Origin of the sequence: Mycolicibacterium diernhoferi, assembly GCF_019456655.1 — a bacterium.
GTDB classification, from domain to species: domain Bacteria; phylum Actinomycetota; class Actinomycetes; order Mycobacteriales; family Mycobacteriaceae; genus Mycobacterium; species Mycobacterium diernhoferi.
This window is the reverse complement of record NZ_CP080332.1, coordinates 5,658,231-5,684,964: the sequence shown is the minus strand read 5'-3', so window position 1 is coordinate 5,684,964 and position 26,734 is coordinate 5,658,231. Positions and strand designations below refer to the sequence as shown.

Annotated in this window: 26 protein-coding genes, 1 tRNA gene and 1 other RNA gene; 13 read left to right on the top strand and 15 right to left on the bottom strand. The window is 67.4% G+C overall.

The annotated features are described in order from the left end of the window. Positions 1-3: 3 nt before the first annotated feature. The 10 genes from K0O62_RS27085 to K0O62_RS27045 form a co-directional block, all read right to left on the bottom strand. Positions 4-771, bottom strand: coding sequence for an amino acid ABC transporter ATP-binding protein (locus K0O62_RS27085; protein WP_073857224.1), 768 nt, complete (start codon positions 769-771; stop codon positions 4-6). Further along, positions 768-2,270 carry an ABC transporter permease subunit gene (locus K0O62_RS27080; RefSeq protein WP_079244560.1) on the bottom strand — a complete coding sequence of 501 codons (1,503 nt, stop codon included), beginning with the start codon at positions 2,268-2,270 and terminating at the stop codon, positions 768-770. The genes K0O62_RS27085 and K0O62_RS27080 overlap by 4 nt, the downstream gene beginning before the upstream one ends. Positions 2,271-2,314: 44 nt before the next feature. Then, positions 2,315-3,175 carry a tRNA glutamyl-Q(34) synthetase GluQRS gene (gene gluQRS, locus K0O62_RS27075; RefSeq protein ID WP_073857223.1) on the bottom strand — a complete coding sequence of 287 codons (861 nt, stop codon included), beginning with the start codon at positions 3,173-3,175 and terminating at the stop codon, positions 2,315-2,317. A 6-nt stretch (positions 3,176-3,181) separates the two neighbouring features. After that, entirely contained in the window at positions 3,182-3,826 is a 645-nt protein-coding gene (locus tag K0O62_RS27070) for an MBL fold metallo-hydrolase (protein ID WP_073857222.1), read from the bottom strand. 37 nt (positions 3,827-3,863) lie between these two features. Further along, a complete protein-coding gene (locus K0O62_RS27065; RefSeq protein ID WP_308214471.1) occupies positions 3,864-5,474 on the bottom strand; it encodes an FAD-linked oxidase C-terminal domain-containing protein in 1,611 nt (536 codons plus the stop codon). After that, the gene (locus tag K0O62_RS29060) at positions 5,474-5,743 is read right to left on the bottom strand and encodes a hypothetical protein (protein ID WP_234803603.1); all 270 of its coding nucleotides are present in this window, start codon (positions 5,741-5,743) and stop codon (positions 5,474-5,476) included. Before K0O62_RS29060 ends, K0O62_RS27065 begins: the two co-directional genes overlap by 1 nt. 141 nt (positions 5,744-5,884) lie before the next feature. Then, positions 5,885-6,982 (bottom strand): ATP-dependent DNA ligase, encoded by a 1,098-nt coding sequence (locus K0O62_RS27060; RefSeq protein WP_073857221.1) that lies wholly within the window; start codon positions 6,980-6,982, stop codon positions 5,885-5,887. Next, positions 6,979-8,055: a threonine aldolase family protein gene (locus tag K0O62_RS27055; protein ID WP_073857220.1), complete on the bottom strand. Its 1,077-nt coding sequence runs from the start codon at positions 8,053-8,055 to the stop codon at positions 6,979-6,981. Before K0O62_RS27055 ends, K0O62_RS27060 begins: the two co-directional genes overlap by 4 nt. Positions 8,056-8,084: 29 nt before the next feature. Beyond that, entirely contained in the window at positions 8,085-8,261 is a 177-nt protein-coding gene (locus tag K0O62_RS27050) for a DUF7156 family protein (RefSeq protein WP_165693813.1), read from the bottom strand. A gap of 17 nt (positions 8,262-8,278) precedes the next feature. Continuing rightward, the gene (locus tag K0O62_RS27045) at positions 8,279-9,214 is read right to left on the bottom strand and encodes a spirocyclase AveC family protein (RefSeq protein WP_079244358.1); all 936 of its coding nucleotides are present in this window, start codon (positions 9,212-9,214) and stop codon (positions 8,279-8,281) included. Positions 9,215-9,342: 128 nt separating this feature from the next. Between K0O62_RS27045 and K0O62_RS27040 the strand changes: the two genes are divergently transcribed. From K0O62_RS27040 to K0O62_RS27000, 9 genes are all read left to right on the top strand, one after another. After that, positions 9,343-9,843 carry a MarR family winged helix-turn-helix transcriptional regulator gene (locus tag K0O62_RS27040; protein ID WP_073857363.1) on the top strand — a complete coding sequence of 167 codons (501 nt, stop codon included), beginning with the start codon at positions 9,343-9,345 and terminating at the stop codon, positions 9,841-9,843. Positions 9,844-10,125: 282 nt separating this feature from the next. Next, positions 10,126-10,881, top strand: a complete 756-nt coding sequence (locus tag K0O62_RS27035; protein WP_234800159.1) for an MlaE family ABC transporter permease — start codon at positions 10,126-10,128, stop codon at positions 10,879-10,881. After that, complete coding sequence (locus K0O62_RS27030; protein ID WP_073857218.1) at positions 10,878-11,732, top strand: ABC transporter permease; 855 nt, start codon at positions 10,878-10,880, stop codon at positions 11,730-11,732. Before K0O62_RS27035 ends, K0O62_RS27030 begins: the two co-directional genes overlap by 4 nt. Positions 11,733-11,736: 4 nt before the next feature. Further along, the gene (locus K0O62_RS27025; RefSeq protein ID WP_073857217.1) at positions 11,737-13,185 is read left to right on the top strand and encodes an MCE family protein; all 1,449 of its coding nucleotides are present in this window, start codon (positions 11,737-11,739) and stop codon (positions 13,183-13,185) included. After that, complete coding sequence (locus K0O62_RS27020) at positions 13,182-14,210, top strand: MCE family protein (protein ID WP_073857216.1); 1,029 nt, start codon at positions 13,182-13,184, stop codon at positions 14,208-14,210. The genes K0O62_RS27025 and K0O62_RS27020 overlap by 4 nt, the downstream gene beginning before the upstream one ends. After that, positions 14,207-15,493, top strand: coding sequence for an MCE family protein (locus K0O62_RS27015; protein WP_073857362.1), 1,287 nt, complete (start codon positions 14,207-14,209; stop codon positions 15,491-15,493). The genes K0O62_RS27020 and K0O62_RS27015 overlap by 4 nt, the downstream gene beginning before the upstream one ends. Continuing rightward, entirely contained in the window at positions 15,490-16,791 is a 1,302-nt protein-coding gene (locus K0O62_RS27010) for an MCE family protein (RefSeq protein WP_425561807.1), read from the top strand. The genes K0O62_RS27015 and K0O62_RS27010 overlap by 4 nt, the downstream gene beginning before the upstream one ends. Beyond that, positions 16,791-17,915 carry a virulence factor Mce family protein gene (locus tag K0O62_RS27005; RefSeq protein ID WP_073857214.1) on the top strand — a complete coding sequence of 375 codons (1,125 nt, stop codon included), beginning with the start codon at positions 16,791-16,793 and terminating at the stop codon, positions 17,913-17,915. The genes K0O62_RS27010 and K0O62_RS27005 overlap by 1 nt, the downstream gene beginning before the upstream one ends. 1 nt (position 17,916) lies before the next feature. Further along, positions 17,917-19,365, top strand: a complete 1,449-nt coding sequence (locus tag K0O62_RS27000; protein WP_073857213.1) for an MCE family protein — start codon at positions 17,917-17,919, stop codon at positions 19,363-19,365. Between the two features lie 28 nt (positions 19,366-19,393). Here the strand turns inward: K0O62_RS27000 and K0O62_RS26995 are convergent, their stop codons facing one another. Beyond that, positions 19,394-19,789, bottom strand: coding sequence for a hypothetical protein (locus K0O62_RS26995; RefSeq protein ID WP_131817411.1), 396 nt, complete (start codon positions 19,787-19,789; stop codon positions 19,394-19,396). Positions 19,790-19,939: 150 nt separating this feature from the next. Here K0O62_RS26995 and K0O62_RS26990 point away from each other — a divergent pair, with 150 nt between their 5' ends. Continuing rightward, a complete protein-coding gene (locus tag K0O62_RS26990) occupies positions 19,940-20,986 on the top strand; it encodes an ATP-dependent DNA ligase (RefSeq protein WP_073857211.1) in 1,047 nt (348 codons plus the stop codon). After that, the gene (gene ligD / locus K0O62_RS26985; protein WP_073857210.1) at positions 20,986-22,038 is read left to right on the top strand and encodes a non-homologous end-joining DNA ligase; all 1,053 of its coding nucleotides are present in this window, start codon (positions 20,986-20,988) and stop codon (positions 22,036-22,038) included. Before K0O62_RS26990 ends, ligD begins: the two co-directional genes overlap by 1 nt. 13 nt (positions 22,039-22,051) lie before the next feature. On the opposite strand, the gene K0O62_RS26980 is transcribed toward ligD, so the two are convergent. The 4 genes from K0O62_RS26980 to K0O62_RS26965 all read right to left on the bottom strand — a co-directional run bounded on the left by K0O62_RS26980 (position 22,052) and on the right by K0O62_RS26965 (position 25,161). Next, positions 22,052-22,315 (bottom strand): hypothetical protein, encoded by a 264-nt coding sequence (locus tag K0O62_RS26980; RefSeq protein ID WP_073857209.1) that lies wholly within the window; start codon positions 22,313-22,315, stop codon positions 22,052-22,054. A gap of 897 nt (positions 22,316-23,212) precedes the next feature. Continuing rightward, positions 23,213-24,235 carry a S1C family serine protease gene (locus K0O62_RS26975; RefSeq protein ID WP_073857208.1) on the bottom strand — a complete coding sequence of 341 codons (1,023 nt, stop codon included), beginning with the start codon at positions 24,233-24,235 and terminating at the stop codon, positions 23,213-23,215. Between the two features lie 83 nt (positions 24,236-24,318). Next, the gene (lucA, locus tag K0O62_RS26970; RefSeq protein ID WP_073857207.1) at positions 24,319-25,005 is read right to left on the bottom strand and encodes a lipid uptake coordinator LucA; all 687 of its coding nucleotides are present in this window, start codon (positions 25,003-25,005) and stop codon (positions 24,319-24,321) included. A gap of 70 nt (positions 25,006-25,075) precedes the next feature. Beyond that, positions 25,076-25,161: transfer RNA gene (locus K0O62_RS26965), tRNA-Ser, on the bottom strand. Between the two features lie 97 nt (positions 25,162-25,258). Between K0O62_RS26965 and ffs the strand changes: the two genes are divergently transcribed. Next, positions 25,259-25,353: signal recognition particle sRNA small type (gene ffs / locus K0O62_RS26960), an RNA gene on the top strand. A 58-nt stretch (positions 25,354-25,411) separates the two neighbouring features. Then, positions 25,412-26,707 (top strand): aspartate aminotransferase type Ic, encoded by a 1,296-nt coding sequence (locus K0O62_RS26955; RefSeq protein WP_073857206.1) that lies wholly within the window; start codon positions 25,412-25,414, stop codon positions 26,705-26,707. The last annotated feature ends 27 nt before the right edge of the window (positions 26,708-26,734 follow it).

Sequence of the window (26,734 nt, the reverse complement as noted above, 5' to 3'; positions counted from 1 at the left end):
GGCTCAGAGCGGGTTGAGGATCCGCTGCAGGAACTGGCGGGTGCGCTCTTGCCTGGGGTTGCCGATGACCTCCTCCGGTGTGCCCCTCTCCAGGATGATGCCCTGGTCGGTGAACAGCACCTGGTTGGACACCTGGCGGGCGAACTGGATCTCGTGGGTGACGATCACCAGCGTCCAGCCCTGCACGGCCAGATCCTTGATCACCGAGAGCACCTCGCCGACGAGTTCCGGATCCAGCGCCGAGGTCGGCTCGTCGAACAGCACCACCTTGGGTTTGAGCGCCAGCGCCCGTGCGATACCCACCCGCTGCTGCTGCCCGCCGGAGAGCTGGAACGGGTACTGGTCGCGTTTGGCGGCCAGGCCGACCTGATCGAGCAACGTGACGGCCTCGGCCATGACCTCGTCCTTCGGCCGCTTCTGGACCATCAGCGGGCCTTCGGTGACGTTCTCGATCACCGTCTTGTGCGGAAACAGGTTGTGCCCCTGGAACACGAAGCCGCTGCGCGACTGGAACCGGCGCACCTCGGCTTTTGTTGTCGGCGCGGCGAAGTCGATCTCGACGTCGTCGACCCGGATCACCCCGGAGTCGGCCCGGTCGAGCGCGTTCAAGGTTCGCAGCAGCGTGGTCTTGCCCGATCCGGAGGGCCCGATGATCGTGGTGGCCGTCCCGGCAGCGACCTTGAAGGACACCCCCTTCAACACCTTCAGCTCCCCGAACGCCTTCTCGACGTCGGCGGCTTCCACCCGATACTCGGTCTGCGCTTCACTCATCGCGCCACATACCTTTCCAGTCGGCGTTCCACCCGGGCCTGCCCGAACGACAGCACCAGGCAGATCAGCCAGTAGTAGATCGCCGCGGTGCCGTACATTGCGAAGAACTCGAACGTCGGTGCCGCCACGATCTGCGCCTGCCGGAGCAGTTCGGTCACCAGGATCGTGGATGCCAGCGAGGTGTCCTTCACCAGCGATATCAACGTGTTCGACAGCGGGGGCACGGCAACGCGGGTGGCCTGCGGCAAGATGATGCGCCGCAGTGCGCCGGCGCGGTTGTAGCCGATGGTCTCGGCGGCCTCCCACTGACCCTTGGGGACACTCAGGATCGCCGAACGGATGATCTCCGCGGCGTACCCGCCGACGTTGAGACTGAACGCGATCACCGCGGCGGGGAACGGATCGATCCTCACCCCGAACTCCGGCAGCGCGAAGAACACGATGAACAACTGCACCAGTAGCGGGGTGCCGCGAATGATGGAGATGTAGAACCGGGCCACGTTGCTCAGCACCGGATTCGAGGACAACCGGGCCAGCGCCACCGCAAGGGCGATCACCAATCCCAGCGCGAAGCTGATGATCGTCAGCGGAATCGTCATCGTCAGCGCCGCCTTGGCCAGTGGCCACAGGTTGTCCAGCACCAGCTGCAGTGTCGAACGTACCTGCGGTGGTTGTTGATCGGTGGCCGGGCCGGTCTGGGTCTGCGCGCCGCCGGTGGCGTCGGCGGACAGATAGCGCTGGGAGATCTGCGACAGTGTGCCGTCGGCGCGCAGGTCCTCGAGCGCGCCGTCGAGTTCGGGCAGCAGACCGCTGTCCTTGCGGGCGGCGAAGCCCTGATCGCTCTGTTGCCCGGTCTGCGCGGCGATCTTCACCGAGGTGTCCCCGGTCTCGGCGAGGTAGGCGTAGACCGCGATGCTGTCGTTCACGGTGGCGTCGATGCGGCCCTGGTTGAGCAGTGTGATGGCTTGGGCGAATCCCTCGACCGCCTCGACATCGGCGCCGGCGTCGCGGGCGACCTGGGCCCAATTGCTGGTGGTCGACTGGGCGGTGGTCTTGCCCTTCAGGTCGTCCAGCGAGGTGATCGAGTCATCGTCGGCGCGGGTGACGATGACACCCTCGCCGACCGAATAGGGTTCGGAAAGATCGTATTTGGCCTGCCGCTCCGGGGTGATGGTGACCTGGTTGGCGACGATGTCGAACCGGTTGGCCTCCAGGGCGGCGAAGATGGAATCCCACGGGGTCTCGACGAATTCGACCGGGACACCCAGTTTCTCGCCGACCGCCTTGGCCACGTCGATGTCATAACCGGCGAGCTGGCCGGTGGCCGGGTCGTGGTAGCTGAACGGGGCATAGGTGCCCTCGGTGCCGACCCGCAGCACCCCGGCGGACTTGATCGGATCGTCGGCCCTGTCACCGGAGGATCCGCAACCGACTGCGCCGGCAACCACCGCGGCGACCAGAAGTATGGCGAGCAGCGCCCGCCGGAGAATTCCGAGCACGGCCGGACGGTAGCAACGGTGATCCGCCGGGCACAGGGTTTCGCTCACACGGGGCGGTATACCCACGGTTGACGGGGGAGAGACGCGGGATCGAACTCGGTCAGCATCCCGTCCAGCGTGGTGGCGGTATAGCCCAGTGAGTCCGCGATGAGGGTGAGCGTCTGCTGCACGCCGATCTCGGCCAGGGTGACCGCGCCGTCGCGTTTGGCCAGTCGCTTGCCGTCTTCGTTGAGCACCAGTGGGACGTGGGCATAGGTCACCGGGGGATAGCCGAGCAGGGCGCCGAGATACGCCTGCCGCGGCGAGGAGGACAGTAGATCGTCGCCGCGCACCACCTGGTCGACGTTCTGGGCGGCGTCGTCCACCACCACGGCCAGGTTGTACGCCGTCACCCCGTCGCCGCGGCGCAGTACGAAATCATCGACGACTCCGGTGAACGTGCCGTGCAGCACGTCGGTGACGGTGTAGGAGGAGGTGTCGCTGCGCAGTCGCAATGCCGGTGGCCGGGACGGATCGGGCGGGGCAGGCCGGTCCCGGCAGGTGCCGGGGTAGGCGCCCTCCGGTGCGTGGGGAGCGCGCGGTGCGGCGAGGATGTCCTTTCTGCTGCAATAGCATTCGTAGACCAGGCCGCGCGCGGCCAACTCCGCGATGACGGTGTCGTAACGGCTCGTGTGCGCCGTCTGGTACTCCGGCGGCTCATCGGAGATCACGCCGATGGCGCGCAGGTCGGCGAGCTGGCGGGCGGCCACATCGCTGAACGTGCGGTCATCGAGGTCCTCGACCCTGATCAGGAACCGGCGTCCCGATGACCGGGCGAACAGCCAGGCCAGGACCGCGGTACGCAGGTTGCCGATGTGCAGGTCGGCCGACGGGCTGGGCGCGAACCGGCCGGAGAGGGGTGCCACGCTGGATCAGGCTACCTCCGCCAGCTTCTCCCGGGCCTGCGCGGCACACTGTGCCCAACGCCGTGGCCCGGGGGCCTGGACCGCGGATTCGTGCCCGAAGGCGCTGGAGATGACCAGGTCGGGTGTCAACCCGCCGAGGACCCGCAGACTGTGCGCCAGCGGACCGGGATCGCTGATCGGCGGGATATAGCCCGCCGCCCAGCGGCCGTCCTCGCCGAGGAAGATGGTGTCCCCGGTGAACAGGTAGGTCTGCCCGTTCGCGCCCGGCACCAGGTAGCTGGTGCTGCCCGGCGTGTGCCCCGGCGTCGGGATCACCTCGATGCCGCAGGAGTCGACGTACCTGCCGGCGACCGGCACGTCGACGTGGGCGTGCCTGCCGATGTCGAGCAGTTCGACCGCCGGCGCATGCAGGCTGGCGCCGAACCGCCCGGCGATCGCGGCCAGCACCGGGCCGGCCTCATCCCGGTGGGACAGGTACTGATGGGACACCCCGCCGAGCCGGTGCAGGCCGGCGAAATCGGCGTCGGTCTGTGGGCTGTAGAACAACACGTTGCCGTCGGGTCCGCCGGTCCACAGGTAGGCGTGGGTCTTCAGGCCGGGGAAAGGGTTGTCCTGTCGGGTCTCCCACAGGTCGGAGCGGATCTGCTTCATGACTTCCTCCTGATCGACATGGCCCCAGCCTTGAACATCAACCATTGTTGAGGTCAACCCCGATTTTGAAGATCAGGGTGCGCAGAGCACCGAAGGCACCCCGGGCGCTGATGTAGAGGAGTTTGGTGTCGTATCCGGCCACGTCCTTCATGGTTTCGGCACCGAAACGGGCCGGTGCGTCGCCGTCGAGGACGGTGACGTCCGCGCCGAGCAGGGCGTGCCGGATGTGGTCGCGTTCGGTTCCGGTGGCGGTGGCCACCACCTCGCCGATGCGGCGCTCGGTGCCGGTGGTGGGCACCGCCGCGCAATACACCCCGTGCTCGGCCAGGTGGGCGTTGATCTGGGCCAGAGTGGCATCGGCGCCGACGACCAGGCTGAGGTTGCCCAGGTTGACGGTCACATCGGTGTTCTCGCCGGCGGTGAGCGGGGCATCCGGATCCGGGGTGAGCCGGCCGGCCAGCGCGTCGCCTACCGCGGCGCCGAAGGCACGGGTGTCCGGTTCGTCCGGGCTCGGCTCGGGCAACATGACGCCGGGGTTGAGAATCCCGAGGGGGTCGAAGGCCGTCTTGATCGAGCGCTGGGCGGCGATCTCCACCGGGGTGAAGCGCCGGGGCATGAACGCGATCTTCTCGGTGCCCACCCCGTGCTCACCGGTGATCGTTCCGCCCAATGCCAGTGCGGCCTCGATGATCTCGTTGTTGGCCGCCTGCAGGGCGGAGGCGGCCAACGGATTGTCCTTGTCGTAAAACGTGGTGGGGTGCAGATCACCGTCACCGGCGTGGCCGCACACCGCGATGAACAGCAGTCCGTCGGCGTGCCGGGCCGCGGTGGCTCCGATCGCCTCCTGCATCTCGGGGATCCGGTCGCGGGGGACGGTGACGTCACCGATGAAAAAGCCCTTGCCGCTGGCCACCACCGAGTTGGGGGCGTTGAGCCGGCCGTACCACAGCGCGTCACGGTCGGCCTGCTCCTCGGCGATGCGCACCTCGGTGGCGTGTTCACGCAGCACCCGTTCCACGATCGCCTGGTCGCGGGCCACCTCGGCGGTGCTGCCGTCGACATCGATGAGCACGATGGAGTCGGCGTCCAGCGGATAGCCGGTGTCATAGAACTGCTGCAACCCGGCGATCCCGGCCCGGTCCAGCCATTCCACCGCGGCCGGCACCACCCCGGTGGCGATGATCGCGGCGATCGTGTCGGCGGCCTCCCGTGCCGAGGCGAAGGCGCCCATCAGGCTGTGCGTCACCTCCGCGACGGGGCGCAGCGCCACGGTGGCCGCGGTGACGATGCCGAGGGTGCCTTCGGAGCCGATGAGCACACCGAGCAGGTCGGGTCCCTCGTCGTCGGCGCGGAATGTGGCGGTCGTCCCGTCCGGCAGGGCGACATCGGCCGAGAGCACGTGGTTGTAGGTGACCCCGTATTTCAGCGCGTGTGGGCCACCGGCGTTCTCGATGATGTTGCCGCCCACGGTGACCAGATGCGCCGAGACCGGGTCCGGGGAGAAGCACAGCCCGTACGGGGCCAGAGCCTCCTGCAGGTCGGAATTGATGACACCGGTTTCGACTCTGGCACAGCGGTTCTCGACGTCGATATCCAGGATGCGGTTCAGCCCGGACAGGTCGAGCAGCACCCGGCCGCCGTCGGGCATCATGCCGCCCGAGCAGTTCGATGCCCGCCGCGCGGGACCACCGCGACGCGATACTCGGCGGCGATCGCCATGATGGCGGCGACTTCGTCGCGGGTGTGCGGGCGCAGCATCAACTCGGCGGTGCCGCCGACGCCCCAGAAGTCGTGGCCGCGGTCACGCACCGACACCGGATCGGTGATCACCTCGGCATGGCCGCCGACGGCCTCGGTGAACCGCGTGATGACACCGTTGTCGAGGTTGGCCGGGTTTTGTGCAGTCTGAGAAGACATCTCATCATCTCCCTCGGTGGGTCGGAACGGGGTATGAGAGCCATCCTCGCGCCGCACCGCGCCCCATGTCGCCCACGCTGGCCCCCAACCGCCGGGCATGGTGGCCGGGGCAGAAAATGGGTGCCAGCTGCAATACCCGGCTCAGCCGAGTCCTGGGATGATGTCGCCCAGCCGGAAAGTGAGCGGCCGGTCGAGTTGGTCGAAGCCACAGGATCGGGGATCGCGGTCCGGTCGCCAGCGGTTGAACTGCGCCATGTGCCGGAAGCGGGGCCTGCCCCGGTCGCTCCGCTCGCCCCCGGGACCGCCCTCCATGCGCTCGTAGCGCACCTCCACCACGCGTTCCGGGCGCAGCGGTACGAAGGACAGATTCTTCTCGGGGTTCCAGCGGGAGTTCGCGGTCCGCCGCTGCGACGGGCCCTGCGGTATGTGGGCGGCCCAGTTCCACGGATGGTCGTCGAATGTGGCCACCAGCGGCTGCAATTCGGTGAACAGCTCGCGACGGCGCGCCATCGTGAACGAGCCGATCACGCCGACCGACGCCAATGCGCCGGCGTCGTCGTAGAGCCCGAGCATCAGCGAACCGATCGCATCGTCACCGGACTTGTGCAGCCGATACCCGGCGACCACGCAATCGGCGGTGCGGGTGTGTTTGATCTTGAACATCACCCGCTTGTCGGGTTGGTAGGTGCCGTCCAGCGGTTTGGCGATCACCCCGTCCAGGCCGGCGCCCTCGAATTCGGCGAACCACCGCTGCGCGATGGCGGGATCCGTCGTGGCGGGGGTGAGATGAAACGTGGGCCCGCATCCGGCCAGCGCGTCAACCAGAGCGCGGCGCCGTTCGGCGAACGGGCGGCCGGTCAGATCGTCGTCGCCCAGCGCCAGCAGATCGAAGGCGATGAACGCCGCCGGTGTCTGTCCGGCCAGCAGCTGCACCCGCGATGCGGCCGGATGCAGACGCAGTTGCAGCGCTTCGAAGTCCAGGCCGTGCTCGCCGGCGATCACGATCTCACCGTCGATCACGCAGCGTGGCGGCAGCTCGGCGCGGGCCGCTGCGACGAGTTCGGGGAAGTACCGGGTCAGCGGACGGACATTGCGGCTGCCCAGCTCCACCTCGTCACCATCGCGGAACAGGATGGACCGGAAGCCATCCCACTTGGGTTCATAGCTCGCGCCGGGCGGGATCTCCGGGACGGGTTTGGCCAGCATCGGCAGCACCGGCGGCAGCACGGGCAGTTTCACGCCCGGCTCAGTTCCTCGCCGATCACGGCCACGAATGCGTCGACATCCGCAGGCGTGGTGTCCCAGGCCGTCATCCAGCGCACCTCGCCGCGGGCCCGGTCCCAGTCGTAGAAGCGCACCCGATCCCGGATCCGGTCGGCCACCCCGGTCGGCAGCGTCGCGAAAATCGCGTTGGCCTGCGTCGGCTGGGTGAACTCCAGCGACGGCAGCGATCCGTCGGCGATCCCGGCCTCCAGTGCGTTGCGCAACCGGGTGGTCATGGCGTTGGCGTGCCGGGCATTACGCAACCCGAGGTCGTCCTCGAACAGGCTCAGCAGCTGGGCCGAGGCGAAGCGCATCTTGCTGGCCAGCTGCATGGTCAGTTTGCGCAGATAGGTCAGTCCGGTCGCCCGGGCGGGGTCGAGCACCACCACCGCCTCGGCGCCGAGCAGACCGTTCTTGGTGCCGCCCAGGCTCAGTACGTCGACGCCCGCATCGGTGGTGAACGCCCGCAGGGGTAGATCGAGGGCGGCGGCCGCGTTCCACAGCCGGGAGCCGTCCAGGTGCACGGCCATGTCGTGCTCATGTGCGAACGCGGCGATGATGCGGATCTCGTCGGGGCTGTAGAGCGTGCCCAGTTCGGTGGTCTGGCTGATGCTGACCGCCAGCGGCTGGGCGCGGTGCTCATTGCCCCAGCCGTACGCCTCGCGGGCCACCAGGTCGGGGGTCAGCTTGCCGTCCGGGCTGGGCACCGTGAGCAGTTTGAGCCCGGTCATCCGCTCGGGTGCGCCGGCCTCGTCGGTGTTGATGTGGGCCGAGGTGGCCGTGATGACCGCACCCCAGCGCGGCAGCAGGCTGGTCAGCCCGACGACGTTGGCGCCGGTCCCGTTGAACACCGGATACGTCTCGGCGGCCTCGCCGAAATGCGCGCGGATCACCTCCCGCAGCCGCTCGGTGTAGGCGTCCTCGCCGTAGGCCACCTGGTGGCCGCCGTTGGCCGCGGCGATGGCGGCGAGCGCCGCCGGGTGCACCCCGGCGTAGTTGTCGCTGGCGAAGCTGCGCCACTGCGGATCGTGAAGGGCGGAAATCGGCACAGTGTCGATGGTCCCAGACGCGGGCGAGGTCAGACTCGCACGACAATCCCGCGTGTGTTGAGCACGATCACGGCCAGCGCCACCATGAAGGCAACGCTGCCCGCGAGCAACCGGGCGGTTTCACGCCACAGTTCTGCGTCGGACTCCGGAGGCAGGAAGAACTCCGGGGGAAGATCCTTCATCGAACGGCTCGTGTCGTTCGGCATGGCTGTCGGCCTCTCGCCTAGGGGATGTATGGGCTGCTGATGCCGGTCAGGATCCGCATCAGCAGCAATGGGACGACGAGCAGCAGGACGAAGCTGACCTGGAATCCGATGAACCAGGCCCCGAGTCGCAGAAGCTCGAACCGCCACCGCGCTATGGTGACCACGTAGTTGAGGTGGTCGTCGAACTCCTGCTGTTTGGATAGCACACGTGGTGCCGTCGCGACGCCGACCGGTCGTCCCGGACCGGTTGTGCCGACGGCAGCGGAACCGCCGGGTGCCACCGTTTCCTTTGGTGCGGTGAATCGCCTTAGGCCGCAGAATCTTTCGAGGTGGTTGAGGCTGCGTATCGGTGGCTTGCCGGCCCAGTAGGCGATCAGATTCGGCCATACGCACATCAATCCGATGGTCCACAGCAGGGTGATCTGGCCACCGTTCGGCCATTGCAGGACCGGGCCGATGCCCGGGTCGTACGTCCACCATCCCATGGCGGTTGCGGCGCCCTCGACCACGAAGTCCCACACGTAGTTGATCGGGATGGCAAGGATCAACAGCGATTTCAGCATGCTCCAGCCGGTCTTCGAGGCTACCCACTGGCTGAGCCACAGCACCAGTAGGGCGTGCACACCCCAATAGACCGCGTACGCGAACGGCATGAACAGCGGGTCATTCGGCGTCTTGACGGGTAACCATTCCAGCAGATGATGCTGCGCGAAGGCCGGGCTGTAGATCAGGTGCTGGGCCCAGTCACCCGCGGTTTCCATCCAGTAGATGGACAGGCTGCAGAACAAGAAGAGGAAGCCCCAGGTGAGGCGGCGACGTCGGACGACGTCCAGGATGGCCAGCAGCATGAAGATGCCGCCGACGATGGGAACCGCGATGTTGAAGACCCAGGTGCCGGCCGGATCCGTCAGGGCCGGCGGAGTCGAGCCCGCGCTTGCAAGCAGTACGTCCATTCGGCGTCCGATCGCTAGTATGGTGAAGACAGCTTCACTAACATGGAGTGTGGTGTCAACCACACCGGGCGGGTGGTAGTGGTCGGAGGGTCGCGAGATGATCAGTCGCGCAAGGGGTGACGCGGCAGATGGGTGATCGCGGAAGATTTCGCGGCCTGCCCGAGGATGCCGATGTCTCCCAGTTCTATCGCACCTCGCTGCAGCGGCACGTCATCGAGTTCGGCGAATGGATGGCGCGGGCCAGCATCGAGCGTGCGCGTGAGAGGGGGCATGCCGGACTGCGCCCGGCGCATGCGCGACTGATGGTCTATCTGGACTGGGGCGGGAGCCGGATCACCGATATCGCAAAAGCTCAGGACGTATCCAAGAACGCGATCGGTCAACTCGTCACCGACCTCGAGGAACTGGGCTACCTGGAGCGCGTGCCCGACCCCGATGACGCGCGCGCGAAAATCGTCCGGTACACCGCGGCCGGCCGGGGGCTGATCGCCGACGCCCGCGATATCGGGGTGGAACTCGACGCGGAGGTCGAGGCCGTGCTCGGTCCCGAGCGGATGACGCAACTGCGGGACATCCTCGCCGAACTGGGTTCGCGGCTGCTCGGCCTCGACTTTTCCGCTTCGTCCTAGAGCGTCGACTTCGGCGAACGGGTGAAGTGTCCTCGGTCCGGTGGGCGAATGGATCACGGCGTGGGAGCAAACCCGAATCGGTGAACTGCCAATATTTGGCCGGTCGAATAAATTTTTCGCATTTCAGTGTCCTCTTTGTGTGGGCTGTTGTACGGTGGCCCGCGACTCTGGTTCCGGTCATGGCCGCTCGCTGAGGCGAAATGCCATGTGTCGCAGGAGGTAGCCATGTTCGAGGTGAAGCACGGTTCGTCGGCGCAAACCGGGCGCCGCTGAGTGAGAGCGGTGCGTGGGCCGGCACCCGCGATCGCGCTGGGCGAGTTCTTCGGCCTGTGCCTGGACACGATCATCCAGATCTTTCGGCCGCCATGGGCGTGGCGCGAGTTCCTGCTCCAGTGCTGGTTCGTCGCGCGGGTCTCGATGATGCCGACCGTGCTGCTGGCCATCCCGTTCACCGTGCTGACGACCTTCACCCTGAACATCCTGCTGGTGGAGATCGGCGCCGCTGACTTCTCGGGATCCGGTGCGGCATTGGGCGCAGTCACCCAGATCGGCCCCGTGGTGACGGTCCTGGTGATCGCCGGCGCGGCCGCCACCGCCATGTGCGCCGACCTCGGGGCCCGCACCATCCGCGAGGAGATCGATGCCTTGCGGGTGCTCGGCATCGACCCGATCCAGGCACTCGTCGTGCCCCGGGTGCTGGCGGCCACCCTGGTGTCGCTCATGCTGGCCTCGACCGTCACCATGACGGGAATCGTGGGGGGGTTCTTCTTCTCGGTGTTCCTGCAGAACGTCACCCCGGGCGCCTTCGCCGCGGGTCTGACGCTTCTGGTCGGGATGCCCGAGGTGATCGTCTGCCTCCTCAAGGCCGCGATCTTCGGGATGACCGCGGGGCTGATCGCCTGCTACAAGGGCATCACCGTCGGCGGCGGACCGGCCGGCGTCGGCAACGCGGTCAACGAGACGGTCGTCTTCACCTTCCTGGCGCTGTTCGTCATCAACGTCATCGCCACGGCCGTCGCGGTGAAGGCGGGGGCATGACGGTCTCGACGCCCAGCACCCTGTTCGTGCGCACCCGCACCCGGGTGCGCGGACTGGTCGCCGGGTGGCGCCGCCTCGGGGAACAGACCGAGTTCTACGGCCTGACCATCCGCGGGATCTGGGATGCGTTGGTGCACTACAAGATCGAAGTGGTGCGTCTCATCGCCCAGATGAGCCTGGGCACCGGCGCGCTGGCTGTCATCGGCGGCACCGTCGTCATCGTGGGGTTCCTGACCCTGTCGGCCGGTTCCCTGATCGCCGTCCAGGCCTACAGTCAGCTGCAGGAGATCGGTGTGGATGCGCTGGCCGGGTTCACCTCCGCGTACCTCAACGTTCGTCTGATCGCCCCGTTGGTGGCCGGGATCGGTCTGGCCGCCACCATCGGTGCCGGGGCCACGGCGCAGTTGGGTGCCATGCGGATCAGCGAGGAGATCGACGCGCTGGAGGTAATGGGTGTCCGCTCCATCGCCTACCTCGCCTCGAGTCGGATGGTGGCCGGCGTCGTGGTCGTCATCCCGCTGTACTGCGTCGCGGTGCTGATGGCGTTCCTGGCGACCCGGGTGGGAACCACTCTGGTCTACGGCCAGTCGACGGGCGTCTACGACCACTACTTCACGACGTTCCTGAACCCGACCGATCTGATGTGGTCGTTCTTCCAGGCGATCGTCATGGCGATCGTGGTGATGCTGGTCCATACCTATTACGGCTACAACGCATCCGGTGGCCCGGCCGGCGTGGGGGAGGCGGTCGGCCGCGCGGTCCGCACCTCACTTATCGCTGCGGTGGCTGTGACCATGTTCGTATCGCTGGCCATCTACGGCCAGTCCGGCAGCTTCAACCTCTCGGGGTAGCGCGATGCAACCGCGAAACGGTGAACGCAGGGTGGATCCCGCGTGGTGGACGCTGGTGTTGCTCGTGGTGATCGGGCTGCTGGTCTTCGTCAGCCTGAGTCTCTTCCGAGGAACGTTCCGGTCCTTCGTGCCGGTAACCGTCACCTCCGACCGGGCCGGACTGGTGATGGATCCCGGGGGCAAGGTGAAGATGCGCGGTGTCCAGGTGGGCCGCGTGGAGGCCGTCGACCCGGGCGCCGGCGAGGTGACGCTGACCCTGCAACTCTTCCCCGAGCAGGCTCACAAGATCCCGGCGAATGTGCAGGCCCAGATCCGTGCCACCACCGCGTTCGGCGCCAAGTATGTCGACCTCGTCTATCCCGAGGATCCGAGTCCGGCTCGCCTGCGGGCCGGGGCGGTCATCGAGTCCCAGAACGTCAGCACCGAAGTCAACACGGTGTTCGGCAATCTCACCGAACTCCTGGAACAGATCGACCCGGCCAAGCTCAACTCCGTGCTCGGTGCCTTCGCTGACGGCCTGCGCGGCCAGGGTGAGCGGATCGGCGAGGCCACCACCGCCGCCAACGCGGTCCTGCTGCAACTGAATCCGCGCGCCGAGGTGATCCGGGACGACTGGAACTCGGTGCGCGCCTTCAGTGACACCTACGGCGTCGCCGCCGGCAACATCATGAAGATTCTGGACTCCTTCGGTACGACCAGCACGACGATCACCGATAACGCCCAGGCGCTGGATGCGTTGCTGCTCAACGTCACCGGCCTGGCGAACAGCGGAACAGCGCTGCTGGGGCCCAACGTCGGGAACATCGCCACCGCGATCAACGCGCTGGAACCGACCACGAGTCTGCTGGAGAAGTACAGCCCCACCTACACCTGCACGTTGCAGGGCGGGACCACCATGCTGGAGAAGGGCGGCTGGGACATCGTGGGAGGCAACGGAAAGTCGGTCATCCTCGACGTCGCGATCCTGGCCGGGGAGGACCCCTACAAGTACCCGAAGAACCTGCCGGTCGTCGGCGCCAAGGGCGGACCGGGAGGCAAACCGAGCTGCGGTTCACTCCCCGACGTCGCGCACAACTTCCCGGTGCGGCAGCTGATCACCGACACCGGTTGGGGTACCGGACTCGACTGGCGGCCCAACCCCGGCATCGGATTCCCCGGCTGGGCGAACTTCTTCCCCACCACCCGGGGCATCCCCGAACCGCCCAGCGTGCGTTACCAGCACGGTGGCCCGGCGCCGGGCCCGATCCCGTACCCCGGTGCCCCACCCTACGGCGCGCCGCAGTACGCACCCGACGGCACCCCGCTCTATCCCGGCCTGCCGCCGGCGCCGCCGCCCGGTGCCCCCCGCGATCCCGGGCCCAGGCCGGGGGCGGAGCCGTTCGTACCGCCGTACCCGGGGCTGGCCCAGCCGACGCCGAGACCGCCGCAGCCACACCAGGGGGCGGGTCGATGACGGGCAACCTCAGCGCGGCCGTCTGGCGGTTGGCGATCTTCCTCACCGTCTGCACCTTCTTCCTGTTCGCCATGTTCGCGGTGTTCGCGAACCTGCGGTTCGAGAAGGAGAACGTCTACAGCGCGGTGTTCGCCAATGTCTCCGGGCTGCGGGCGGGACAGTTCGTGCGGATCGGCGGCGTGGAGGTCGGCAAGGTCGACAAGATCGTGATCCAACCGGACACCACGGTCGCCGTGGACTTCGGGGTGGACGACTCGGTGGTCCTGACGCACGGCAGCCGGGCGGTCATCAGGTACGACGATCTCATCGGCGGGCGATACCTGGCACTGGAGGAAGGGGCCGGCGACGCCCGGCGGCTGCTGCCGGGGCAGACCATCCCGCTGGCCAGGACCTCCCCGGCGCTGGACCTCGACGCGCTCATCGGGGGCTTCCGGCCGCTGTTCCGTGCGTTGGACCCCGACCAGGTGAACGCCCTGTCCAGTCAACTGATCAGCGCGTTCCAGGGGCAGGGGGACACCATCAATGCGTTCTTCACCCAAACCGCCTCGCTGACAGCCAAACTCGGCGACCGCGATCAACTGATCGGCGAGGTCATCACCAATCTCAACACCGTGCTCGGCTCCCTGGGTGAGGAGAACACGCAGTTCGCGAAAGCCGTCGAGGCCCTGTCGCAGACGGTCGGCACGCTCGCGGAGAGCAAGGAGGGCATCGCCAACTCCATCGCCTACACCGACGCGGCGGCGGGCACCACGGCCGATCTGCTCCGGCGGGCGCGCCAGCCCTTCAAGGAGGTCATCGCGGAGACTGACCGGACGGCGGGTCTGATCGTCGGTGACAAGGTCTATCTGGACTCGCTGTTGTCGACGCTGCCCAGCAAGTACCAGACCTTGAGCCGATTCGGCCTCTACGGCGACTACTTCAGCTTCTATCTGTGCGATGCGGTGCTGAAGGTCAACGGGAAGGGCGGACAACCGGTGTTCATCAAGCTGGCCGGCCAGGATTCGGGAAGGTGCGCGCCCCGATGAGACGCTTCTCCGAACGGAACCCGTTGGTGCTCTGCGCGGTGGGCATCGGCATCGTCGTGGCCATCGCGGTCGCCGCGCTGAACTACGACCGGATCCCTTTCGTCAACACCAACAAGTCCTACACCGCCATGTTCGCGGACGCCGGCGGTCTCATCGTCGGTGCACCCGTCCAGGTTTCGGGTGCGGAGGTCGGCCGCGTGGAGAGCATCCGGCTGGACCGACGGCAGGTGGCCGTACGGTTCAACGCCGACAAAGGCATCCGGGTGGGCGACCGGTCCGAGGCAGCCATCAAGACGAAAAGCCTGCTGGGGTCGAAGATTCTGGAACTGACGCCGCGCGGCGATGCGGCACTCGACGGGCCGATTCCGCTGGAGCGGACCCAGGCGCCCTACCAGCTACCCGACGCGCTGGGTGACATCACCGCCCAGATCAGCGGGCTCGACACCGACCAGGTGTCTCGATCGCTGGCGGTGCTGAGCGAGACCTTCAAGGACACCCCACCCGCGCTGAAGGCGGCGGTCGACGGGGTCGGCCAGTTCTCGGCGACGCTGAACCGGCGTGACTCCGAACTGCGGAAGTTGCTGGAGAATGCGCGCGAGGCCACCGCGGTGCTGTCCGACCGCAGCACGCAGGTTGTCAGCCTGACTGTGGACGCGAATGCGTTGCTGGCACAGCTCCAAAACCAACGCAGTGCCCTCGACCAACTGTCGGCGCACGTGTCGGCGGTCGCGCAGGAGCTGAAGGGCTTCATCGCCGAGAACCAGGAGGGCTTCACCCCCGCGGTCGAGAAGTTGAACGATGCCCTGGCGATCCTCGACGACCACAAACAGGACATCCAGGTATCCATCAAGAAGCTGAACAAGTACGCGATGTCGCTCGGTGAGTCGGTGTCCTCCGGGCCGTTCTTCAAGGCGTACCTGTCGAATCTGTTGCCGGGCCAGTTCGTGCAACCCTTCGTCGACGCCGCATTCTCCGATCTCGGCCTGGATCCCGCGACGCTACTGCCCTCGCAGCTGGCCGATCCTCAGGTCGGCCAGCCCGGCACGCCCGCGTTGCCGGTTCCGTACCCGCGCACAGGTCAGGGTGGCGAACCGCGTCTCACGTTGCCCGACGCGATCACGGGGAAACCGGGCGACCCGCGCTACCCCTACCGTGAGCCGCCGCCCGCGCCCGCGCCGGGTGGGCCGCCGCCGGGACCGCCGGCGGTCGTGCCGGCTCCTCCGGTGTCGGCCCCCATCGATATCCCCGGGCCGGGCGAACCGTCCGAGGAGGGCAGAGGGTGACGAAACGGGATATGCGAGCGGGTCTTTCGGTGATCCTGTCCCTGGTGCTCATCGCCGGGATCGTGGCTGCGGTGCGGATCTCGGACCAGGTCAACCGGGTGCACGTGATCGGGTACTTCGCCAACAGCAACGGCATCTACGTCGGTGACGAGGTGCGCATCCTCGGCGTTCCGGTGGGCAGGATCGACAAGATCGAGCCGCAGACCGACAAGGTGAAGATCACCTTCTGGTTCGACGGCGCGCATCAGGTGCCGGCGGACGCAAACGCGGTGATCATGTCGCCGTCACTGGTTTCTGTGCGGGCGATACAACTCACCCCGTCCTATGAAGCAGGCCCGACCATGCAGGACGGCACGGTGATCCCCGGGGAGCGGACCGCCGTCCCGGTGGAGTGGGACGACTTCCGTGAGCAGCTGCGGCGGCTGACCGAGACACTTCAACCGACCGAGCCCGGCGGATTCAGCACGCTCGGCGCGTTCGTCACCACCGCCGCCGACAACCTGCGCGGTGAGGGTGAGAACATCCGGGACACGCTGATCAAGCTGTCGCAGGCCTTTTCGGCGTTGGGTGATCACAGCACCGACCTGTTCTCCAGCGTCAAGAGCGTGTCCATCCTGGTGTCGGCGTTGCAGAGCAGCACCGACACCCTGCGCGGGCTGAACCGCAATCTCGCCGGCGCGACATCTCTGCTGAGCAACACGCCCGACGAAGTCGGATCGGCTGTGGCCGATATCGATTCGGTGGTCGGTGATGTCACGGATTTCCTGGCGCAGAACACCGAGGCGGTCGGCACGGCCTCGGACCGGCTCGGTTCCGTCACCACGGCCCTGAACCAGAGCCTCGGCGACCTCAAGGAGACCCTGCACATCGCGCCGACGGCGTTCCAGAACTTCGTGAACATCTACGAGCCCGCGCAGGGCGCGCTCACCGGTGCGCTGGCGCTGACAAACTTCTCCAACCCGATCTCCTTCATCTGCGGGGCGATCCAGGCCGCGTCGCGGCTGGGCGCGGAGCAGTCGGCGAAACTCTGCGTGCAGTATCTGGCGCCCATCGTCAAGAATCGGCAGTGGAACTTCCCGCCGCTGGGCCTCAACCCCTTCGTCGGAGCCACCGCGCGCCCCAACGAGATCACCTACAGCGAGGATTGGCTGCGTCCGGACTACGTTCCCCCACCCGCAGATACGCCCGCAGCTGCGCCCGCGCCGGTACCGGCGCCGCCGGCCGCGGAGGTCCCCGCGTCGACGAATCCGGCCGAGGGCCTGGAGGGAATGATGGTACCGGCGGGAGGTGCCCCGTGATGACGGTGCGGTGCGTGACGGCGGCATTGATCGGAGCCGTGTTGGCCCTCACAGGATGTGAGTGGCAGGGCGCCAACTCGCTTCCGCTGCCGGGCACCGAAGGCCGCGGACCCGACGCGTTCACGATCCAGGCGCATATTCCCGACGTCGACAACATCGAGCGAAACTCCCGGGTCCGGGTCGGCGATGTCACCGTGGGCAACGTGACCAGGATCGAGCGCGACGGCTGGCACGCGCTGGTGACGATGTCGCTCAACGGCGATGTGGACCTGCCGGCCAACGTCACTGCCGCGGTGGGGCAGACCAGCCTGTTGGGCTCCAAGCACATCGAGCTGACGCCGCCGCGCAATGTGCCGCCCCACGGGCGGCTCCGCCAGGGCGAGGTGATCCCGCTATCCTCCGGAAGTTCCTATCCCACAACCGAACAGACGCTGGCGGCGGTGTCGATGGTCCTCAACGGCGGCGGCATCGGCCAGATCCAGGACATCACCGCGGCGCTGAGCACGGCGTTCGCCGGACGCGAGGACGACCTGCGGAGTCTGATCACCCAACTCGACGAGTTCACCAGGTACGTCGACGATCAGACCGAGGACATCATCTCCGCCTCGGAGAGTCTGAACAATCTGGTCGGCCAGGTGGCAGCGCAGAAGCCGACCCTGGACAGGGCGCTCAAGACGATTCCCGATGCCCTGTCGGTGCTTTCGGAGCAGCGGCACAAGCTCGCCGACGCCCTGGTCGCGTTCGGGAGATTCAGCGCACTGGCCGCCGACACCGTCAACCAGACCAAGGAGAATCTGGTGAAGGAGCTCAAGCAGCTGCGCCCCACGCTGAAGGGACTCGCGGATGCCGGTCCTTCGTTGACCCGGTCGCTGAGCTACTACGCCACCTATCCCTGGCCCAACGAAACTCTGGAGAACTGGGTCCGCGGTGACTACGGCAACCTGACCGCCGTGATCGACCTGACCTTGAGCCGACTCGACGCCGCCATCTTCACCGGCACCCGCTGGGAGGGTGACCTCACCGAGCTCGAAATGCAGTGGGGCCGAACGATCGGGGTGTTCCCCAGCCCGTACACGGCGGGCAATCCGCTGGTGTACCCGTACCGGATGGACCAGGGGCGCTGACATGCGGATGACGCGACGGATCTGGATTCAGATCGCGATTCTCCTCGCCGTGACCACAGTCAGCTTCGCGTACATGGCATTCGGCTACATGCGGCTGCCCACACTGCTGTTCGGGTATGGCCACTACCGGGTCACCGTCGAATTACCCGACGCCGGCGGACTGTACGAACGAGCCAACGTCACCTATCGGGGTACCACCGTCGGCCTCGTCGAGAACGTCATCCTGACGGACGCCGGTGAGGTGGAGGCCGTGCTGTCGCTCCGCTCGGACCTGCCGATCTCCAGCGACGTCGACGCCGAAGTGCACAGCCGATCGGCCGTGGGCGAACAGTACGTCGCGCTGCTGCCGGTGTCCGACGATGCGCCGCCCCTGGCCGACGGCGACGTGATTCCCCGGGACCGCACCTCGGTGCCGCCGGACATCAACACCCTGCTCGACGCCACCAACACCGGCCTGCGGGCGATCCCCGGCGATAATCTGCGCACCCTGATCGACGAGTCCTACACCGCCTTCGGGGGACTGGGGCCCGAGATCTCGCGATTCGTCAAGGGCTCGACCAATCTGGCCATCGACGCCAAGGCGAACCTGCGCGATCTCACCGGTCTGGTGGACAACGTGGCGCCGATCCTCGATACGCAGACCGGCACCGCGGACTCCATCGAGGCGTGGGCGTCGAATCTGGCGGACATCACCGGGCAGCTACACCGGCAGGACCGTGCGGTCGCGCGTGTGCTCCAGAAGGGTCCGGCCGCAGCGGATCAGGTGCGTCAGCTGTTCGACCGGGTGAACCCCACGCTGCCGGTGGTGATGGCGAATCTGGCCGATATCGCTCCGGTCCTGGTCACCTACAGCCCGGCCATCGAACAGCTTCTGGTGCTGATCCCCATGGGTAATCAGATTCAGCAGGGCACCGGTGTCGCCAACCGGGAGAACAAGCTGGCCTACAAGGGCGCGTTCCTGAGCTTCAACCTGAACCTGAACCTGCCGCCACCATGCACCACCGGCTTCCTGCCCGCGAGCCAGATGCGCGACGCTTCCTACGAGGACTCCCCGGAACGCACGGAGGACGACCTCTACTGCCGGATCCCGCAGGACGCGATGTTCAACGTCCGCGGCGCGCGTAACTATCCCTGCATCGGTCGCCCGGGCAAACGGGCCCCGACGGCCCGGATATGCGAGAGCGACGAAGAGTACGTGCCGTTGAACGACGGGCTCAGCTGGAAGGGCGACCCGAACGCGACCCTGTCCGGTCAGGACGTCCCGCACCGGCCACCGCCGGCCCCGGCGCAGCAGTCACCTCCACCGATCGCGGTCGCGGTCGCGCCATACGATCCGGCCACGGGCACCTATATCGGACCCGACGGGCGGCTGCACAGACAGGGAGACCTGACCGCCACCGCACCGGCGGAACGCACGCTGGAGGACATGCTGGTGCCGCCGGGTAGTTGATCACGTTCTGCGGCGCGGAGATTGGGAACTAGAACGTGGCCGAGACGGGTCCTGCGGGCACACACACCAGCGCAAGATCCGAGCGCAGGCGGTAGCACCCTTCGCCGGTCGCCGTGTAGCTCCCGCTGGGTGCGCCCGGCGCGTGAGCCGCGCTGTTCACATACCCGTTCTTGGTGGTGCAGTACCCGCTGTCGCCGGGACGGGCGACGCATGCCGTGGTCCGCACCGACTGGGCCAGGCCCGTGCAGTGGGTCATCCCGATCTCGGTGGAGACCGCCTGTCCACCACCCGGCAACGTCACTGCCGCCGGCGCAGTGAGGCTGTAGAAGCACTCGGAGTTCGCGTACCGATCATCCGGCTCGGGTTGTGCCGCTGCAGCGGTCGGAAAGCAGACGAGCGCCGAGAGCGCGAGTGTGCCGGCCATCCCGCTCAGTGTGATCAGTCGCACCCGGTCATTCAAATTGACGCAGTTCGGGCGTGTCAACCACTCGTGTGCCGGGTAATCGCCGGTGGCTGCGATGAGTTTGTGGTGATGTGGAGGTCCAAGTGGGGACCGACGACCAAGGAGTGAGGCGTGGACCTGCCCGTACGGCCGCCGCTGGAGCCGATGCTGGCCAAGGCGCAGACGAAGGTGCCGACCGAGGCGGGGGTGTGGTCCTTCGAACCCAAATGGGACGGCTTCCGCGCCCTGGTCTTCCGCGACGGTGACGACGTGGTGCTGCTGTCGCGCAGCGGCAAGGATCTGGGCCGGTACTTTCCCGAGGTGATCGCGGCGGTGCGCGATGAACTCGCCGACCGGTGCGTGCTGGACGGGGAGATCGTGGTGCCCCGCGACTTCGACGGGCGCACCCGGCTGGACTGGGAGTCGCTGAGCCAGCGGATCCACCCCGCGCAGAGTCGCATCGACCGGCTGGCCGCGGAAACCCCTGCGCACTTCATCGGTTTCGACGCGCTGGCCGTCGGTGACCGGTCACTGCTGGGCGAGCCGTTCAGGGCGCGGCGCCAGGGGTTGCTGGACTGCATCGACCAGAAGTCCTGGTGTCATGTCACCCGGACCACCGAGGACCCTGCGCTCGGCGCGCAATGGCTGCAGGAGTTCGAGGGGGCCGGTCTGGACGGGGTGATCGCCAAGCGCCTGGATGGGCCCTATCTGCCGGGAAAGCGCGAGATGGTGAAGGTCAAACACCACCGCGACGCCGACTGCGTGGCCATCGGGTACCGCGTCCACAAGAGTGGGGAGGGCATCGGGTCGATCCTGCTCGGCCTGTACCGCGAGGACGGGGAGTTGCAGATGGTGGGCGGCGCGGCATCTTTCACCGCCAAGGCACGATTGTCGCTGCTGGCCGATCTGGAGCCGTTGCGGATCGGTGACGACGTCCGCGACGGCGAACCGAGCCGGTGGAACTCCGCGGCGGACAAACGCTGGATTCCGGTGCGTCCGGAGCGGGTATGCGAGGTGGCCTATGACCAGATGGAAGGGAATGGACCGGGTGCACAACGATTCCGGCATGCGGTGAAATTCCTGCGCTGGCGCCCGGACCGGGATCCGGACAGTTGCACGTTCGCCCAGTTGGACGTGCCGCTGAACTACGACCTGTCCGACGTGCTGGAGAAGAACTGATGGCGAGCAAGGCCGAAGAGATCGACGTCGACGGCGTACTGGTGCGGCTGACCAACCGCGACAAACCGTATTTTCCCGAACTCGGCGCCCAGGGCACCAAGGGGGCGCTGTTCGACTACTACCTCGCGGTTGCCGACCGGATGGTGAACCTGTTGCGGGACAGACCGGTTCACCTGCAGCGCTTCCCGGACGGCATCGACGGCGAGGAGATCTATCAGAAGCGCGTGCCGCAGAAGCACCCGGACTATCTGCAGACCTGCACCGTGACCTTCCCGTCCGGACGCACCGCCGACGCGCTCAAGATCACCCACCCGTCGGCCATCGCGTGGGCCGCCCAGATGGGCTCGGTGACGCTGCACCCGTGGCAGGTGCGCTGCCCGGACACCGAGCATCCCGACGAACTGCGCATCGACCTGGATCCGCAGCCCGGCACCGGATTCGCCGAGGCCGCCGCCGTGGCCGTCGATGTCCTCAAACCACTGCTGGACGAGCTGGGCCTGGTGGGCTATCCGAAGACCTCCGGCGGGCGCGGTGTGCACGTGTTCCTGCGTATCGCCACCGACTGGGACTTCATCGCGGTGCGCCGGGCGGGCATCGCGCTGGCGCGTGAGGTCGAGCGGCGCGCTCCCGAGGCGGTCACCACCTCCTGGTGGAAGGAGGAACGCGGCAAGCGGCTGTTCATCGATTACAACCAGAACGCCCGCGACCGCACGTTCGCCTCGGCGTACTCGGCGCGCAAGACGCCGATCGCCACCGTGTCGACACCGCTGGCGTGGTCGGAGTTGAGTTCTGCCGACCCCGACGATTACACGATCGCCACGGTGCCGGACTTCATCGCGGGCCGGCCCGACCCCTGGGCGGGCATCGATGATGACGCGCAGTCGATCCAGGTCCTGCTCGACATGGTGAAGGCCGACGAAGACCGTGGCCTGGGAGATATGCCGTATCCGCCGAGCTACCCGAAGATGCCGGGGGAGCCGCCACGGGTGCAGCCGAGCAAGAAGGTCGCCGAGAATTGGGACGAGGACGGAAACCCGGTCAAGAACGGCTGACCGGGCGGGGAGGTCAGCGCAGCGGCACGACCGGGGCGCTGGCCAGAAGACGGTGTTGCGGGGCATCCAGGTGCGCGGCAGCGCTCGATGCCGCGGCCACCGAGCTGAACTCGACGGCGCCCAGAATCAACAGCGGCCACAGTGCGCCGGCGGCGGCGCTGAGGACGAACTGAAACGGCACCGGGTCGTGGCCGCCCACTCTCCTGCTGGCGACGAAGATGCCCACCGCGCTGATCACCCATCCGATCAGATAAGCCGCTACGACGGTTTCGACCACAATGTCTCCCCTTGCCGGGCGCGGGACAGACTGTTGCTCGTGCACAGCTGCGATCCGCAATTCGTGGAGTCAATGTAACGCCGAAGCGCGGCGCCGGAAAGGCTTTCCTCGGACGGCTGTGGATGGACAATCTGCAGGTCAGCGGCCTTCCGGGCCATCCAGCAACGGGGGGGTCCGTTGCTCCCGCAACTAACTGACGTAGGTGTAATAAAACTCGGCCGCCCTGCCGGGGGCAACCCGGGTGGGTTCGGTGAGCGTTGCCAGGTGCCCGCATCGGCATTAGCCGTCGCGGCCCGGGTCACCCGGTGGTTGCGGACCGGATCGACGGTCCGGGCCGGACTGGATCCTGCGGAAATCACGGGTGCGTTTGCGGGCCGGGCCACCGGTCGGCCCGGCGGTCGGCGTGCGGCGGCGCGGTAAACCGGAGGAGTGATCCGCGGTGACTGTCGCCGATGCCGGGATCGCACGAAAGCGCTTATGGCCGTGCGGGATTGAAGAATGAATCGAGTTCCCCGCGGACACCGCGGCGGGCGTTCGCGGGTATCGCGGATGCCGAACCGCAAGCCGGGTCGGGCCGCCCGCGGTTGCCAAAATAGGCGTGACGTGCGGTCGGGCCGTCGATCGCACGGAAATGCTGCAACGAGTGTGCGGTGTCGGCGACTGTTCTCACGGCCGATCGTCACGATAATGACAACAGCCGTTGCCTACATTGCCACATGAAGCGGGCCGCCGTGAAGACGGGGTGCGGAATTTGACGAATACGTCACATTTTGTCGCCGACGGTTGCGTGAGCAACGCCCGCAGGACTAATTCGACGCGGCCGTAGAATACGAAAATATTTCTTGCAGAACGGCGTGCCCGGCCTGATTCAGCGGGCGTGTCGCGGTTCCGGCGTGTTCACGCGCCCGCGCCCAGCGTGGTTTTTCCGGTCCTGTGTTGGCCCGCCCGGTCGACCCAGGTCAGCTCGATGACGTCGCCGGGGTAGTGCCGATCCAGGACCTGGGTCAGGCCCGCGGCGGACTCGATCGGTGTCCCGTCGATGGTCAGGATGACGTCGCCGTTGGCCAGGCCGGCCAGTTCTGCGGGCCCGCCGCGCAGTACTTCGTGCACGAGGACACCGGGGAAGGCCGAGTGCTGTTCGGCGCTGCTCACCCCGACACCGAGCAGGGTGGGCGGACCGATGTGCACGGTGTCCGACGGCGTGCGGGACCGGATCTGACCGGCGATGGCCATCGCCTCGTTGATGGGGATCGCGAAGCCCTCGCCGCCCGGGCCGGTCTGGAAATTTATCGTCGCCGCGGTGGTCACGCCGATGACCTGCCCGGCGGCGTTGATCACCGGTCCACCGGAGTCGCCGGACCGCACCGGCGCGGCGATCTCGAAGAGACCGGACATCTGTGTCTTGGCGCCGGTCAGCTCATCTTCGGCGCTGATGGTGCGGCCGAGCGCAGTGATGGTGCCGGGTTCCCTGGTCAGTGGGCTGTTGCTGCCGCGGGCATTGCCGATCGCGATCACCGGATCTCCGATGGCGATGCGGGTGGAGTCGCCCAGCGCCGCCACCGGCAGCCCACCCGCCCCGCGCAGCTGGAGCACCGCGATATCGCGGCCGCGGTCGTAACCGAGGATGTCGGCGTCGAAGGAGCGCCCGCCCACCACCGCGGTGATGACGTCGGCGCCCTGCACGACGTGGTGGTTGGTCAGGACCTGGCCGGCGCCGTCGATCACGAAGCCGGTGCCGGTGCCCATCACGTGTTGGTAGTCGACGACGGTGTCCAACCGCACCACCGAGGGCTCGACCTGATCGGCGGCCACGGCCAGTGCCGCGGGATCGGCGGCGGCCGTGGCCGGGGCGACCAGCAGGACCGCAGCGAACGCGGTGAACAGGGCGGTGAGCCACCACCAAGAGAGGACCTTGCGCATTCGCCGCCTTCCGCGCGCCGGAGGTGTCACCTCAATCTTGACGGGGTCGCGGCGACCTGTCGACGTCAAAGTCGCCCGGCGCGTCAATTGTCGGTGGCGACGCCGCCGCGGGTGCGGGTGCGGCGGGTCTTCCCGGACGGCCGGTGGTTGCGCAGTTTGCCCTCGTCAGGATCGGTTTCTTCGGCAGATTCGGTTTCGGCGTCGGCCTCGTCGTCTGCGGTTTCGGCGGGCTCGTCGGCCTCTGCGGATTCCGTGGTCTCGTCGGTCTCGGCCGGTTCGGTGAGCTGCACTTCGGTGCTCGTGCTCGGCTTCTCGGCCTTGACCTTGAGCGGTTTCGGCGGCGGCGGCGGCAATTCGGCCACGAACGCCAGATAGAAGGCGAATGCGCCGAGCAGGGCAATCGCGGCGGCCGCTCCGTAGATGCCGAACAGCCATTGGCCGGCGTCGTCGAGATCCAGCCAGATCTCACTGATCGCGGCGCCGAGGATCAACACCGCGGCGGCAAGGTGGCCGACGATCGACCAGACCCGCAGCGAGAGGGCCAACGTCGGCGTACCGAGTTCGGGCTTGCGGGTGCGGACCAGCGTCAGCACGACGGGCAACGCGGTGAGGCCGATGAGCAGGCCGCACACGATGCGCATCACGGTACCCAGGGCAACCGGCCACTGTCCGGTCAGCTCGAACCAGCGCGGCAGAACGAATAGGAAGAAGAGAACCCCGGCGAGTACCAGCGATGACGCGTGCCATAGCGATGCGATACCGCGCCGCATAGTCCTCCTCGACGATTTGTGGTCCCGGGGCGTGACCTGGTCGATCTTCGGTCACGCCCCGGACCAACTGCGGAGGATAGGGGATTTGAACCCCTGAGGGCTATTAACCCAACCCGCGTTCCAGGCGAGCGCCATAGGCCACTAGGCGAATCCTCCGTCGGCAATCCTAACCGACCGACAGGAGTGCCCCGACCAGCCGGGGTACATGCCCGGTCGCTCCGCTGTCTCTCGGGGCGGGGGACTACACTCGGTCACCGGACCCCGCGCGGCGTCCATCCTGTGAACTCCCCCAGGGCCGGAAGGCAGCAAGGGTCAATGGGCTCTGGCGGGTGCGCGGGGTCCCCTTACGTGTTGAGCACCGTTTTTCTGACTACCTGGGTTCGCGGCTTCGCGTGAAAGGTCCACCGTGTCGTTTGAGTCGCCGTCGTTCGAGTCACTGAGCCGCGACGAACTGTCGGTTCAGCACGAGTTGCAACAGCGCAACTACGCCGAGCTACAGGCCAAAGGTCTCGCCCTCGACCTGACGCGCGGTAAACCGTCCCCGGCTCAGCTGGACCTGTCCAACGGGCTGCTCGAGCTGCCCGGGCGGGAGGACTTCCGCGACGGTGACGGCACCGATACCCGCAACTACGGCGGTCTGCAGGGCCTGCCCGAGCTGCGCGCGATCTTCGGCGAACTGCTCGGCATCCCGGTCGCCAACCTGATCGCGGGGAACAACGCCAGCCTGGAGTTCATGCACGACACGGTGGTGTTCTCGCTGCTGCACGGTGGTGTGGACTCGCCGCGCCCGTGGTCGGCGGAGCCGGGCGTGAAATTTCTCTGCCCGGCACCGGGCTACGACCGGCACTTCGCCATCACCGAGAGCTTCGGCATCGAGATGCTCCCGGTGCCGCTGCGCGAGAACGGGCCCGACGTCGACCTCATCGAGGAACTCGTCGCCGCCGACCCGGCCGTCCGGGGCATGTGGTGTGTGCCGGTCTACGCGAACCCGACCGGCACCACCTACTCGCCGGACGTCGTTGCGCGGCTGATGCAGATGAAGACCGCGGCGCCGGACTTCCGGCTGTTCTGGGACAACGCCTACGCGGTGCACACCATCACGCCCGACTTCGTCGAGCCGATCGACGTGCTGGGACTGGCCGCGGCCGCGGGCAACCCGAACCGGCCACTGGTGTTCGCCTCCACCTCCAAGATGACCTTCGCCGGTGCCGGGGTGAGCTTCTTCGGTGCCTCGGCGGAGAACCTCGCCTGGTACCTCAAGCACGCGGGCAAGAAGTCGATCGGCCCGGACAAGGTGAACCAGCTTCGTCACCTGCGGTTCTTCGGTGACGCCGACGGTGTCCGCTCGCACATGCAGCGCCACCGGGACCTCCTGGCACCCAAGTTCGCCCTCGTCGCCGAGATCCTGGCCGACCGCCTGGACGCGTCCAAGATCGCGTCCTGGACCGACCCCAAGGGCGGATATTTCGTCAGCCTCGATGTGCTGCCCGGTACCGCGAAGCGCACGGTTGCGCTCGCCAAGGACGCCGGCATCGCGGTCACCGCGGCGGGGGCGTCGTTCCCGTATGGCATCGACCCAGACGACAAGAACATCCGGATCGCGCCGAGTTTCCCGGCGGAGTCCGACCTGCGGTCCGCCATCGACGGTCTGTCGACGTGCGCGCTGCTGGCGGCCACCGAATCGCTGCTGGCACGTGACTGACCGCCTCGCACGTCGGCGCCACTCGGT